The 12,066-nt window shown below is 41.7% G+C and carries 18 protein-coding genes; 3 read left to right on the top strand and 15 right to left on the bottom strand.

Going from position 1 to position 12,066, the window contains the following annotated elements:
* Positions 1-59: 59 nt before the first annotated feature.
* On the bottom strand, positions 60-341 hold the full coding sequence (locus KAU88_08110) for a hypothetical protein (GenBank protein ID MCK4478470.1): 282 nt from the start codon (positions 339-341) through the stop codon (positions 60-62).
* Positions 342-675: 334 nt separating this feature from the next.
* Between KAU88_08110 and KAU88_08115 the strand changes: the two genes are divergently transcribed.
* On the top strand, positions 676-1,143 hold the full coding sequence (locus KAU88_08115; protein ID MCK4478471.1) for a hypothetical protein: 468 nt from the start codon (positions 676-678) through the stop codon (positions 1,141-1,143).
* Positions 1,144-1,376: 233 nt separating this feature from the next.
* On the opposite strand, the gene KAU88_08120 is transcribed toward KAU88_08115, so the two are convergent.
* The 5 genes from KAU88_08120 to KAU88_08140 all read right to left on the bottom strand — a co-directional run bounded on the left by KAU88_08120 (position 1,377) and on the right by KAU88_08140 (position 3,758).
* The gene (locus tag KAU88_08120; protein ID MCK4478472.1) at positions 1,377-1,889 is read right to left on the bottom strand and encodes a hypothetical protein; all 513 of its coding nucleotides are present in this window, start codon (positions 1,887-1,889) and stop codon (positions 1,377-1,379) included.
* 63 nt (positions 1,890-1,952) lie between these two features.
* Positions 1,953-2,621, bottom strand: coding sequence for a hypothetical protein (locus KAU88_08125; protein MCK4478473.1), 669 nt, complete (start codon positions 2,619-2,621; stop codon positions 1,953-1,955).
* A gap of 170 nt (positions 2,622-2,791) precedes the next feature.
* Complete coding sequence (locus KAU88_08130; GenBank protein ID MCK4478474.1) at positions 2,792-3,256, bottom strand: PIN domain-containing protein; 465 nt, start codon at positions 3,254-3,256, stop codon at positions 2,792-2,794.
* Positions 3,219-3,473, bottom strand: coding sequence for an AbrB/MazE/SpoVT family DNA-binding domain-containing protein (locus KAU88_08135; GenBank protein MCK4478475.1), 255 nt, complete (start codon positions 3,471-3,473; stop codon positions 3,219-3,221). The genes KAU88_08130 and KAU88_08135 overlap by 38 nt, the downstream gene beginning before the upstream one ends.
* A 99-nt stretch (positions 3,474-3,572) precedes the next feature.
* A complete protein-coding gene (locus tag KAU88_08140; GenBank protein MCK4478476.1) occupies positions 3,573-3,758 on the bottom strand; it encodes a hypothetical protein in 186 nt (61 codons plus the stop codon).
* Positions 3,759-3,797: 39 nt separating this feature from the next.
* Here KAU88_08140 and KAU88_08145 point away from each other — a divergent pair, with 39 nt between their 5' ends.
* A complete protein-coding gene (locus tag KAU88_08145) occupies positions 3,798-4,280 on the top strand; it encodes a hypothetical protein (protein ID MCK4478477.1) in 483 nt (160 codons plus the stop codon).
* A 213-nt stretch (positions 4,281-4,493) separates the two neighbouring features.
* Here KAU88_08145 and KAU88_08150 read toward each other — a convergent pair whose 3' ends face one another.
* From KAU88_08150 to KAU88_08190, 9 genes are all read right to left on the bottom strand, one after another.
* Positions 4,494-4,700: a hypothetical protein gene (locus tag KAU88_08150; GenBank protein MCK4478478.1), complete on the bottom strand. Its 207-nt coding sequence runs from the start codon at positions 4,698-4,700 to the stop codon at positions 4,494-4,496.
* Positions 4,701-4,702: 2 nt separating this feature from the next.
* Entirely contained in the window at positions 4,703-5,647 is a 945-nt protein-coding gene (locus KAU88_08155; GenBank protein ID MCK4478479.1) for a hypothetical protein, read from the bottom strand.
* Positions 5,648-5,730: 83 nt separating this feature from the next.
* Positions 5,731-7,779 carry an exosortase/archaeosortase family protein gene (locus tag KAU88_08160; GenBank protein ID MCK4478480.1) on the bottom strand — a complete coding sequence of 683 codons (2,049 nt, stop codon included), beginning with the start codon at positions 7,777-7,779 and terminating at the stop codon, positions 5,731-5,733.
* 172 nt (positions 7,780-7,951) lie between these two features.
* Positions 7,952-8,530: a hypothetical protein gene (locus tag KAU88_08165; GenBank protein MCK4478481.1), complete on the bottom strand. Its 579-nt coding sequence runs from the start codon at positions 8,528-8,530 to the stop codon at positions 7,952-7,954.
* A gap of 117 nt (positions 8,531-8,647) precedes the next feature.
* Positions 8,648-9,385, bottom strand: coding sequence for a glycosyltransferase family 2 protein (locus KAU88_08170; protein MCK4478482.1), 738 nt, complete (start codon positions 9,383-9,385; stop codon positions 8,648-8,650).
* A 291-nt stretch (positions 9,386-9,676) separates the two neighbouring features.
* Positions 9,677-9,883 carry a hypothetical protein gene (locus KAU88_08175; protein MCK4478483.1) on the bottom strand — a complete coding sequence of 69 codons (207 nt, stop codon included), beginning with the start codon at positions 9,881-9,883 and terminating at the stop codon, positions 9,677-9,679.
* A gap of 56 nt (positions 9,884-9,939) precedes the next feature.
* Positions 9,940-10,326: a hypothetical protein gene (locus KAU88_08180; GenBank protein ID MCK4478484.1), complete on the bottom strand. Its 387-nt coding sequence runs from the start codon at positions 10,324-10,326 to the stop codon at positions 9,940-9,942.
* Positions 10,327-10,805: 479 nt separating this feature from the next.
* Positions 10,806-11,201, bottom strand: coding sequence for a type II toxin-antitoxin system VapC family toxin (locus KAU88_08185; protein ID MCK4478485.1), 396 nt, complete (start codon positions 11,199-11,201; stop codon positions 10,806-10,808).
* A complete protein-coding gene (locus KAU88_08190; protein ID MCK4478486.1) occupies positions 11,198-11,440 on the bottom strand; it encodes a hypothetical protein in 243 nt (80 codons plus the stop codon). The genes KAU88_08185 and KAU88_08190 overlap by 4 nt, the downstream gene beginning before the upstream one ends.
* A 118-nt stretch (positions 11,441-11,558) precedes the next feature.
* Here KAU88_08190 and KAU88_08195 point away from each other — a divergent pair, with 118 nt between their 5' ends.
* Positions 11,559-11,831 (top strand): DUF2061 domain-containing protein, encoded by a 273-nt coding sequence (locus tag KAU88_08195; GenBank protein MCK4478487.1) that lies wholly within the window; start codon positions 11,559-11,561, stop codon positions 11,829-11,831.
* The last annotated feature ends 235 nt before the right edge of the window (positions 11,832-12,066 follow it).

A 12,066-nucleotide genomic window follows, 5' to 3' on the forward strand; every position in this document is an offset into this window, starting at 1 on the left:
TCTTTTTTGGCATTTCAGACTGAGAATTTATAAAAGGGTACGCTAGGTGAGCCATGGTGTTAAGGTTTTTTTATCCAGTATATCGTCGGTCCGCCTTTGATGCGGGGGCAGTTATTGTTGTTAGTGTTGTTGCTTAAGATTTCAATGATTTCTTTGTAGCTTTGCATGTATTCACAGCCTTTCTTCGTTGTCCTGTAAATGTTCTTTCCCTTTCTATCTATGATTTCAAGTAGCTGTGTTTCCAACAGCAATTTAAGGTACGTGTTCAATTGGGCAAAACTTAGGTTAGCTTTGTACATGATTTGAGTTTTTAATGCTCCATCTTTGGCGATGTCGAGCATTTCTGCAATGATAAATAAGCGGTCTCTACGTTTGCGTGGGTTGTCCCAGTTTATCAATCTATACACCTTGTCTAGAAATATCGTCTATAACATTCACGGGTGAGGCAGGTTAAAAGGGGTGTTTCGTAAGATTCTATATTCCGTGGGGCGACATATTTTCGCGCGCACATTTGGCTTGACGCTTGTGAAATGGTCTTGATAGTTTTCTTGTTGAGTAGAACAGTTTGGTTGATTTGGGAAGGTGAGGCGTCGTTTTTTGACGTGTGGATGGTGTTGTGGGTGTATTTGTGTGCGACGTTTCTACGAGAATGTTTATTAAGACTTCAGATTTCATATGCTTTGGGTCGAGAAAATGCTCAACCAAAGATTCTCCACAATAATCCTCCTAACAGTCATAACCATGGCGGTCACAGCAGTAGTCATAACTTCCGGACTACTGTTCGGAAGCAAAACAATCAACAACCAAGGCAACGTCAACTCCATAGGAGTAGGCGTCTACTGGGAAAACGCGTGCATAAACGAAGTATCAACAATTGATTGGGGCTATATGGAGCCTGGCGCAAGCCAAAACGTCACCATCTACATTCAAAATGAAGGCACAGTCCCTATGACGTTGAACATGACAGCCGACAACTGGATCCCTTCTTCAGCTTCAACGTACATAACGTTAAGTTGGAGCAGCGAAGGCAGCCAAGTTAATGCTAATTCGGTTCTAGAAGCGGTCTTAACCCTGTCAGTGGCATCAAATATCAGTGAGATTGATAGCTTCAGCTTCGACATAACTATAACAGGCATCGAGTAGCACATTCAAAATCTCCCATGTTCTTTAAACCCATGTTTTCCTTTTTTTTATTGGTGACAGAGAAACCTTTCAGAATTTTCAAACGATTCCGTAGTTTAAATGTTTTCCAGAGCCTAATCTAGGATCGCCTCAGCTGCAGTGGCTGGTTTGCAGAATTGCTGAGGGAATCTGATGCTACTGGTCTAAAAGTGTTTGTACTTGCAAGTAAATGGTGCTGAGATATTTGGAATAGTTTATTTTTGTGTGGTGTGGTTTTTGCGTTTTGTGCGCGTTGGAGTAACTTTATTTCGGAATGCTATTATTCCGAAGGCTGCAAGAAATGCTATGAGGATTGTTATTGTTCCTAGGGGAACCTCGGGGACCACGTTGTTGATGGTAGTGGTATAGTGAGTAGAGGTTGGCGGAATAGAGGTTGTTTTGGGTATTGTGTCTCCTGTTTGTTCAGTGACTATTACTTCCCAGCGTCCAGCTTTGTCTGTGATTCCGTTTATTATTTTGTCATAATCATGGGTGTAAGAAGTTTCTTTGTAGCGGGTCTTACCTTCGGGGTCTATAACGGTGATGTCAAATGGGGTTTTTGTTGAATAAGTGATTATTCTTACTTTTTCGCCCATTTCGAAGGTGCTTGCTGTGGTGCCGTCTTCTTTTGCGACGTATACGTTTATTGCATACGTTTGTTGTGCTAGAGACAGAATTATTACTACAGCGAATGCTATGGCCGTTAGAATGTGCCTGCTCTTTTGCATATGTTCACCCTTTCTGGTCTCTCATTTTGGAGGCAGAAGTTTAAAGGTTTCGGTTATGTTGTACTAGAAAATGTGTTCGAGTTTTCTATTTGTTTCGTTTGGTTGGTAGTAGAGATTCGGATTTTGCGAGGTTGTACGTGTCGAAAATGGTTTTCTTTGAATCGATTTGAAAACGTTGATTATGGACAGTGTAAAGAGAATTAAGTAAGCGATATGTGGAATTAAAAGCGTATATGCATGCGCAAGTTCAAAGGGGACTGAAACGGGGAAGTAGAGGAGTGAAGGGAACAAAACTGTTAGGGCGAGTATAGAAAGATATGGGTGTGGCAGATGGCTTTTCAGTAGCTTTTGTATGTCTTTTGTTTTGAGCATTACCGCCCCTGCGACTAGGAAGCTGCTCCATTCTAGGATTATGTTGGTTTGGCTTAGTATGCTGATTGGCAGGCCGTACCATGTTGAGGTTATAGGCGAGAGAAGTTGGGCTCCTTGCATTTGTGCACCGCCTGTTATGAAGTCTCCGATTAGGCTGTGTTGTGCTAGTGCGGCGAAATAGGGTATTGCTTTGCTTCTGTATCGAATGAAGAGTGGGGTGAATATTGCTGTTGCAGTTATGATTGAGTGGGTTATGGTTCGGTGTTCCACGCCGGGGATTAGTATGTCTACGTCGGGTATTAGTGAGAGTAGAAATATTAGTGGTAGATTGATTTTTTGTTTGAGAAGCTTCGCTGATATTTTAGCTGAGAGGTAGCCGAGTGATAGGTGGCCTACTGCAAACGTGGTCTTTGCGCTCCAAACGAGAGAATGCTTTCGCTAAAATAATCTTTGTTTCCTAATAAAGCGTGTGATTACTGACAGTTACTTGGTGAAGGCGTGTTTGAAAAAGTGTTATGGGAGGTTTTTTGTTATGATGGTTTAGTTATTTGGTTTGGCGATATTAGTGTGTCTTTCAGCCCTTTATCGCCGATGAACTTTTTGAGTTGTGTGTCTAATGTTAAGAGTTTGAGGTTGAGGTGGAGCGAGGTTGAGTATAATATGTTGTCTATCATGTCCTTGTGGCCCAGTTTCTGTAGTCTCAAGGCTTCGTTGAATATTTCTGGGTTTTCATCTACCTTCGTGTATCTGTCGGCTTTCATTATGCTTTTGAGGCCGATTTTGAAGCGTTCTTCGTTGAATGTTTGTGATGTTAAAAATCTGGATGTTACCCATAGTGATTCTAAAATGCTGAATTGGGAATAGTATATTTTTGCGTTTGTTTCATCAAGTTTTTTCAGTCCCTTTGAAACCTCTTTGCCTACGTTTATTCCAAGGGTTGGAAGTATAAATGATGTGTCAAGGAGAATGCTTAGTGTGGATTGCTTGTTCTTCAATGCTTATTTCCTCGATTTGATCGTGGGTTATGGATGCAAACCTTTCGCCTGAAAGGGCCAGGTGAATAGGATCTTGGATACTTTCTATGACGAGTGTGTTTCCAACGATTCGTAGTGATATTTTTTGTCCTTCTTTTAGTCCGAGGGTCTTGACCACGGCCTTCGGTATGTAGATGGCGTATTTTTTTCCGATTCGGGTTTGCATAGTCAGACTCAAGGCTGTTCACCAGGAAAGTATTGGATTGCCGGACTTAAAAATGTTTTCTGGTAACCTGTAAACAGGTTTTTTTTGTCTTGAATAGAAGGATGCTTTTGCTCAAGTAATTTCTGTTCTGTATCGAATGAAGAGTGGGGTGAATATTGCTGTTGCAGTTATGATTGAGTGGGTTATGGTTCGGTGTTCCACGCCGGGGATTAGTATGTCTACGTCGGGTATCATTGAGAGTAGGAGTACGAGTGGGAGGTTGACTTCTTGTTTCAGCTTTGGATGTGAGCAAAACATATTAGTTTGGTTCGCATAATTGTTGTTTTTGGGAGAAAGTTGCTGGGAAGGTTCTCGCCGTCCGTTGCAAAGGATGTTTTCTCAGCTTTGCCTCCAATATTTAAACTCCTTATTGTATTAGCGATAGTGAATGGATTTTTGATAGCGAACACTGCAAGCACGCAGTTTGTGGTTTTTCGGAACACTGCAATTGTTAAGTCGATTGATATTGGTGTTTACTGGGACGTTGACTGTACAAGCCCTGTGGAAGCTATTGATTGGGGTATTATTGAACCTGGTGAAAACAAGACTGTGGATGTTTATGTGAGGAATGAGGGAAACTCGGAGTTGGTTTTGTCGATTTGGGCTGCCAACTGGTCGTCGCCTGAGGTGGAGCATTACATAAATTTTACTAGTGATTATCAAGGTCAACCTATTGGGGTTGATGGTGCGATACGTGTTGCGTTGATTTTGTCTCTGTCTTGGGATGTTAGAGATATAACGGCGTTCAGCTTCGATGTGGTAATTGAAACACATGTGTAGTTGAACAGTACTATTCGCATTCTACGCTAGCGCATATCGTGAATTTGGTGGGTGTCTTCGCATTGGTTAGTGTTTGTTGCAATTTTGATTGTGGGGCATTTCTGAAAGGCTATCGCTGGGGATTCAACCGAAGCATGTTTTGTTGCAGAAATCGGTTGAGTCCAGTTTTTAGGGATAAGAAGGGTTATTGTAGCGTAGGGTTATTTTGACGAGTTAGAAAGGTTGAAAAATTCGTAGCAATACTGTGAGCATGAATGCCATGCCGACTCCGATGGATATCAGTCTTAGGCGGGTTCTTTCGATGACGATGTCGCTGAGGTATGTTGTGGGGGAAGATAAGAGCTCAGAGGTCACGAGTAGGATTATTGCTGTTATTGCCAGCCAGAGTCCGATGTCAGATGTTGACAGTGGGAAGTTCATTTCTAGGCTCCTAGGATTTGAAGCCAAACTTGAATGGTTTGGTTGTCGAGTGATACTTCGTCTTTTGCGATTGTGACCATTTTGCCGGTGGTTTTGGCTATTGCACATGCTATGGCGCTTACGATTGGGCATCCGAGTAAGTGTATGCTTTTTAGGTTTTCTTCTTTGCTGTACAGGTCTTTGTAGGTTGAGTCTACGATTTTCAAGTGGGCTGTGTTTTTTTCGGGTTTTATTTCGATTTCTTTGGCTAGTTGGAAGTGTTCGAGGATTATGTTTGACAGGCTGTCGCATAGTTCGTTGAGGTTGAGGCGGGTCAAGTCTGTTTTTAGTTCTTTTTCGAAGAGGGCTAGTAGGCCTAAGCCGGGTGGGGCGATGCTTATTCCTTTCGGGTTTTCGAGGAGAAAGCGGCTTTTTGCCATTTCTTCTATGGAGGGCATGCTGGCGTCGCTGTCAGCGGATATGAAGACTATCATGTTTTTGAGGCCTTTGAGGTATTCTGGGAGATAGATGTCTTTTGGGTAGGGTGGTATGTAGAAGCTTTTTCCTTTGTAGTTGAGGTCCTTGATTATTCGGTCGATTGTTGAGTATGTTGTGATTGCGGTGGAGTCTAGGAGGGTGCTTTGGACGTATTTTATGGGTCGGACGAAGAAGAATAGGGCGCCCCAGAAGGTTAGGCCTAGGCCTATAAAGGCCAGTACGGATGAGGTTGTATATATTGAGAAGGCAAGGGATAATATGCCTGGAATTAGGAAGATTATTCCGATTTTGCCTGAAGGGATCCGTCTGGACTTTGTTAGTTCGAGTTTCAGGTTTTCGTTTTCAGCTTGAAGTTGTTTGACTGTTTCTACTAGGTATTGAGTAGTTGATAGCTCCGCTGATTTGTCTTCAGTTTTTTGTTTTTTCTGTGATTTTCCGGTTTTGTCAAGTGCCATATCTTTCGTGAGCAATTAATGTAGCTTTATCTTTTAAAGTTTCCAATTCATTTATGTACGCATTCGATCTTTTAGGCGTTGATTAATTCAAAGAAGGTTTACGGTTTCCACACTAGGACGGGTTTGCCGCGAATGTTAACGATGTCTCTTCTGACAAGTCCGTATTCTTCTAATCGATTCAATATGTTAATCAGATTGCTACGCTCCAGGGCTGTGTCAGTCTTTGAAGTTAAGGTTGAAGCTATAGTTTTGGTTTGCACGATTTTTTTCTCTTTGAATAACTCTTGGATTGTCTGGAGCACAAGTTTTTCGTCTTTTGAGGCAAAATTGTTAAAGATTCTTAAGTTGTTGCTTTTCTTTCTCCATTCATTCGTGTATTCTGCAGTTTTTGTGACTGCCACAAAAGCAATTGCCAAACCTAGGAGCATTTGTTGCATGGGAATGCCAATGGAGATTAGAGATTGGCTTTTAAGTGGTTCCCAGTAGGATGCGATGGATTGTCCGAATGTTAGTAGTTCGTTTTCAAATTGTGGATACATTGTGGAGTTGAGTGTCATGATGATTAAGCTGATTCGAACATATTTTTGCTCTACTGTGAGGCCTGTGTTGAATGTTGCTTTTTCGTACCAATAAAGAGTAACTTGAGTATAGTTGGCAGGGGTTTCAAAAACTAGATAGCGTGCGATGATTGGGACGTCTTGCAGCAGTTGTGTGTCTCTTTTATCTAACACAGATACGAGAGGATAGCGACCCTGGGAGGTTTGCCATGTTATTAGGCATACTTCCCAACTGTGGAGGTTTGAGATGGTGCTGGCAACGCCTAAGTCTACGTATATTGTTGGGTTTGACATGTTGGTTGGAAAGTAGGCGTAGAGAAGTGAGGCATCTTGACCGGCTATTTTTTCGTAGTTTGTGTCTCGGTAAAGAAACCTTAGTTGGTAGTCCGGGATTTCTGGAAAAACGTTTGTAGCGTTTTCCCAGCTTGAACTCGATGTAACTTCTATAACTCCTTGTGCAATGGCGAATGTGGGTGCTTGGATGCTCAGGGTAACGAGGTAAGTGCCGAGCAAGAGAAGGATGAGTTTTGCCCAAAACTTTGAAGAAATTTTTGAGTAAGTCGAGCCTAGAAACCTTTCGCATTTCGAACAGAAAGTCTCAAGGTTTTTCAGGCTTGTGTTACACATTGAACATGTTTGTTGGCCTTGTGATGATTGGAAGATTTGCACTTTCCAGAGTTTTTCTGTTACGAAGAGAATGAAGAGCATTCCAACGAGAATTAGCAACCACCCAGTAACGGTGTGGAATATTATCATAGCAATTTCTTCGCCGAGCCAGTATCCTATAGAGACAATCGTTGTTATGCGAAAGATGTTCGTTGCTTCAAAGACTAGAAAGCCGAGTACGAATAGAGCAGCTTTTTTGAAAAGTGGGGCAATCACGATATATGCCAAGAAAGTGGCGAACATTATGAAAGCGGTTAGCGAGTATATTCCTGAGCATGGTACATCTATTGCGAAATAGATGAGTTGACCTGAAGAAGTGGCAACTGCAATCGTTGGTGGCCCGTAGGAAGATTGCAGGGTAACTGGTAAACCTAGAGCGCTTAGTAATGTGTAGGATGTTTGGGTGTTGAAGTTAGCCATGACTCCTCCGATGGTGTATGTGATTTCTGCGGGGATGGGTATGAGAAATAATAGAAAGAGAATGGGGAAGATTAGTACAAGGAAAGTTTTCCAGCTGAACAAGATCAATATTGTGCCTGCGATGAATATGGGAAGGGAAAAAAGATGATACTCCAACGGATAGAAGGTGTAAGAGCCGTACCAGTAAAAGAGGAAGGCGACAAGGCACAAAGCTACACCTACAACTTCATCTAAATACTTAGCCACCGTTTTTTTACGAAACTTTTCCAAGATAAATGAAGCCTTTACCAAATCTTTCTTTTGGTACAGAAGAAAGCCTACGAAGAAAGGAACTAAAATGATGTGGCTTGTAGCTTCGCTCTGTAAGGCTTCGTTTACAAGAATTTCGAAGTCACGCCAATACACGATAACAATAGTTAACAGTATTAAAAATGCCGAGAGAATGTACAAACGGTAAAATCCAATAAACCCCGCTGCTTTTGCGAATACTGCAACTTTTTTCATGACTAAAAAGACTCCGTCTGAAACTGACTGCACTCAGAAATGTGCATGCATAATTTAGATTATTGGAGGATTTAAACGCGCTGAACGTAGGGATAATTTCTTCCATCAAATTTTTGGTTTTCTGCACATTATTGGTTCGAACTTGAGAAGGAGGGGGGTCAGTTAAACAAGCCTAAAGGATTTTTGGAACAGCTGTTTTTCTTCTAACGATTGCAAAGACACCTAATGCTCCAAGCATGCTTAGCACGGCCGTGATTGCGCCTAAAGGCACCTCTGGAACAACGTGATAGGATATTGCCCTTAGTCCTACAATGGGATACGGGTTTGGTCCCTGTAGGTTCCCCTCACTGTCTAGGAACAGTGCTTGAACACCCCAATTCCCGACCATGTCCAAGGTCTGCGTGTCATATGCGTCCCATACTGGTTTTCCGTCCCAAGCGTCACCGCTAAGCGTGAGGTTTTTGGGATCTGTGTCCCAGTGACTGCCGTCTGGTCGATTCCATCTGAACACAACCTGTGTGGCTTCTGGGTGAGGAGGATCTGTTGTGCATGCTCTTACTGTGGCACTTTCACCTGGAAGAAGGTCGCCACCGTCCCATGGCCATCTAGTAATGGCGTACCCGGAATTTAGCGCGTTAAGGCTGCCTTCAGTAGATCCTTTCAACTCATCTGCGAATGTGTGCCCAATTGCCATGCTGGCTAAAAGGATTATGACAGATAAGTAAACAAGCAGTATGTGTCTTTCTTTCATTTTGGGTCACCGAAAATCAAAGTATTCGTCCCTAATAAACCATTAATGGATATTATTATAGAAAATAAAAACAGAAGTTCTATCCTTGCATTGTAAGGCGTAATCAGTGATGTAGTCTTAGATGAAGTTTGCTTTGAGAATTGTCTTGAGGATTGTAAAGCCATCTGAAAAGGTATTTAGTTTCGAGAGACCGTTTTTTCTTTTGTCGCAAGTTATGGGCTCTTCTATAACCTTGAAGCCATTCTTGAGTGTTTTAATGGTAAGTTCACTTTCTATTTCATAACCGTTAGAGAATAATTCGATTCCTTTTAGCACTTTTCTTTTGAAAGCTCTGAAACCAGTTTGGCTGTCCGTGATTTTCTTTTTTGTAAGAAGCAGTATTAGAATGTTGAACAAATGATTACCGAAGGTGTGAAGTTTGGATGTTACTTCTTTTCCATGGGTCCCAAGAAATCTCGATCCGATAACAACGTCAGCGCCATAAAGCAGGGGCTTGATTAATTTTGGTATCTCGTCTGGTCTGTGAGAGCCGTCAGCGTCCAATGTAACCAGAATTTGTCCTCTTGCATTTGCCAGTCCTTTTCTAATTGCGTAGCCTTTACCGTGGTTGGTCAGGTAGCTTATCAATTTAGCTCCATTGTTTGAAGCATAATGTCGCGTTTTGTCATTGGAGCCGTCGTCAATGACGATGACTTCGTAGGTAAGGTTTAGAGAGTTCAAAGAGTCTTCTGTTTGCGCGATGATATCCGCTATGTTCTTCTCCTCGTTGAATGCGGGAATTACTACCGAAATCATCGGATTGGCTTCTGGTTGCATCTGTGTCTCGCTTTCTCCCTTATTCAGTTTGTTTCTCAACACATACAACGAAATGTAGTTCTTAAACTATGTGGAAATATGACCTAGAACAATTAGTGGAATGTTATAGAGTAACTCTAGCGCGCACATTAAGGCTTCCGAAAAAATGTACGTGTTATTTTTCGCGTGTGCATGTAGACTGGATATCTACGCCTTTTTTGCTAAAACTAGTGGGATTTTCATCAGGTTTGAAATGATTTTAAAGCGGAGAGACATAGGGCTAAGCCGATGATTTCATCTAATGAAACATGTCTTGTTTTTTCTCGAGGCCTTTCCAGCGAAACTGATGCTTTACATTATTTCTTTTTCGGTGTAGTATGTGATGAGGAATGGAACGAGAAGTATGTGGCTTACCGATTCGCTTTGCAGGACCTTGTTCGTTAGGATTGTTAGGTCTTGCCAGTAAACGATTAAGATAGTGAGTAGTATTAGGGTCGTGGAGAAGATTGTGTGGTATTTGGGCTTTACGGTTGCAATGGTCTTAGGAAACGCTTTCACTGTTTTCTTTGTATGAGGCTCTTAACGTTGAGTTTTTATGTGCTTTGTAGAAAGGGTTAGCTGTTGTATTTGGATGTGTTGATGATGATGTCGAAGCTGAAGTTTTTTACATCGTTGTTGATGAGGTAATGGATGAAGTTGGGGGAGGAGGAAGCTGATAAGGTTAGTGTCACTTGAATAGTTTCGTTTTGTTGAATTGTGGTTTCATTGTAGTTCCATGTTAGGTTCATGTAAGGTGAAGTATCGGTGGGTCCTGTAACAGTTTTGCCATCTGATTTTTGGAAGGTCCAGTTTGCAGTGTTAAGGTGGAGGGCTGCATTGATGTTGCTTATGCTTTGCAGGTAAAGCGTGACGTTGTTTGATGATCCTGGGTAGCTGGTTCCCCAGTAGATTTCTTTTGTTTCGTTTTCAAGGTTTGCATCCCAATAGGCTTTGACGCCCAATGTGTGTATGGTTCCGATGCTTGGAACGTATAGATTGTAAGTTTTGCTTAACCATATAGACAGTACGGTGCTGAGAATTATCGTTATCAGTGCGACAACTATTATCAGCAGTATTGTTTTCTTTGAAGAACGCAGAAACGTAATGAAAGAATCGAACTTGGCTTTTATTTTTGAGCCACCTATTTACTTTGTTCTTGCGTGGGCGCATCTATTTACAAGATGTCGAGAGAGGTAAAAAACTATTTCAATTTTGCTTATGCGCGTTCTTCTTCATGTTTTGCAGGGAAAAACACGTGCGCATGGTCATACCGCCACCGGAGCATAACCAAGGCTTCGTATAAATTACGTTTACGTCATATCGCACGAAGAAAAATACACAAATCAACTAAGAAGTCGTTGCGTTCAGTCAGATCAAATAAAACGGACACTGTGATCAAAAGGGAATGGTGCCAGCAAGGCTGCTATGATGAGAGCGTGGGTCAAATTAGCTCGTCGAGCTTCAAAACCTTAATGTAGGGTTTTGCTTTATCTATTATGCCTGCATCTTCTGTTGTTAAGGGCAGCTTTTTGTCTTTGGCATAGCATATGTAGGATGCGTCGTAAAATGTCAATTTTAACTTTTCAGCTATGCGTAATATTTCTTCCTCGCGGCAACTTATCGTTGATATTTCCATCAAGTTAAGCACTTTTTTAACTATCTTAGCGAGCTTTGTTAATTCTTTGCTATTAACTCGTCTATGCAAGGTGTTCTCTTTCCATAAGACGTTTCCCAACTCATATCTTGTCAATTCTAGAGTGTAGTTTCCAGCCAAGACTTCTACCAAATTCTCTTTTATGGCCCTGAATATTGAAGAGGAATCGAACACGTAGCTCATCTTTGGTCTCTGTCCTCTCTAATACTTCGTACAATGGCTTCCGTGCGTATCCTGTTAAGCATCGGCTTTAGACTCTCTATCTCATCTTTAATCCTCTGAATCTCCCTCCTTCTTACCTCTTCCTCAATGGCTCTTCGCAACAGCGTAGATGGCTTGATGTTGAGCAGCTTCATCTTCTCCTTAACTTCAAGGGGGACTTTCACAGACACGGTGACATACCTACCCAATATTACCACCATTCTATACTACAAAAAAATCGGAATATAAGGTTTACCCTTGTTTCGATACGCACATATGTAGCGCGCGCCGAAAATTAGAATAATCATATAGAACTATTCTGCTTCAAGAGGAATACGAATGGAGAGTAAAAAAAGATCTGTAATGAAGTCAATCACTTGGAGATTGCTGGGTATCATCATTCTCGGAGGGATAACTTGGTTTCTCACAGAAAGTTGGGAAATCACCGCAACTGTGACCATACTATTTCATGTTATAAGAGTAATTCTATACTATTTCCATGAAAGGTTGTGGGATGGAATTGACTGGGGGCTTAAGGATAAAAATGAGTTGACAGAGAAAGAAAAGAAGAGAATGATGAAAAGATTGAGACGCCTTGGGTATATAGATTAGGGAAAAACGAGCGAACTCCAAACTTTTGTGTGTTGAGGGTTTAAATCCCACCCCCACACGAGTTTAGCTCAAGGTGAACGTGGGGCAACGTGCATTTTGACTTGCTCTCTGCAAAACTTCAAGATGAAAGATATTAGAAGACTTGTGCTATTACACACACTCAGGCACACTTTTTTCTGACAGCTTTTGCGGAAATTTCTACAAGCATGTTTGACAATGGAATCCTGTCAAATTG

The sequence above is a fragment of the Candidatus Bathyarchaeota archaeon genome (assembly GCA_023131225.1).
Taxonomy (GTDB): Archaea; Thermoproteota; Bathyarchaeia; order Bathyarchaeales; family SOJC01; genus JAGLZW01.

Excerpts from the sequence above, each read along its gene's own strand:
- KAU88_08150 (MCK4478478.1), bottom strand. The coding sequence starts at position 4,700 with ATGAACTTCCCACTGTCAACATCTGACATCGGACTCTGGCTGGCAATA.
- KAU88_08110 (MCK4478470.1), bottom strand. The coding sequence starts at position 341 with ATGCTCGACATCGCCAAAGATGGAGCATTAAAAACTCAAATCATGTAC.
- KAU88_08140 (MCK4478476.1), bottom strand. The coding sequence starts at position 3,758 with ATGTTTTGCTCACATCCAAAGCTGAAACAAGAAGTCAACCTCCCACTC.
- KAU88_08195 (MCK4478487.1), top strand. The coding sequence starts at position 11,559 with ATGGAGAGTAAAAAAAGATCTGTAATGAAGTCAATCACTTGGAGATTG.
- KAU88_08120 (MCK4478472.1), bottom strand. The coding sequence starts at position 1,889 with ATGCAAAAGAGCAGGCACATTCTAACGGCCATAGCATTCGCTGTAGTA.
- KAU88_08160 (MCK4478480.1), bottom strand. The coding sequence starts at position 7,779 with ATGAAAAAAGTTGCAGTATTCGCAAAAGCAGCGGGGTTTATTGGATTT.
- KAU88_08165 (MCK4478481.1), bottom strand. The coding sequence starts at position 8,530 with ATGAAAGAAAGACACATACTGCTTGTTTACTTATCTGTCATAATCCTT.
- KAU88_08115 (MCK4478471.1), top strand. The coding sequence starts at position 676 with ATGCTTTGGGTCGAGAAAATGCTCAACCAAAGATTCTCCACAATAATC.
- KAU88_08190 (MCK4478486.1), bottom strand. The coding sequence starts at position 11,440 with ATGGTGGTAATATTGGGTAGGTATGTCACCGTGTCTGTGAAAGTCCCC.
- KAU88_08185 (MCK4478485.1), bottom strand. The coding sequence starts at position 11,201 with ATGAGCTACGTGTTCGATTCCTCTTCAATATTCAGGGCCATAAAAGAG.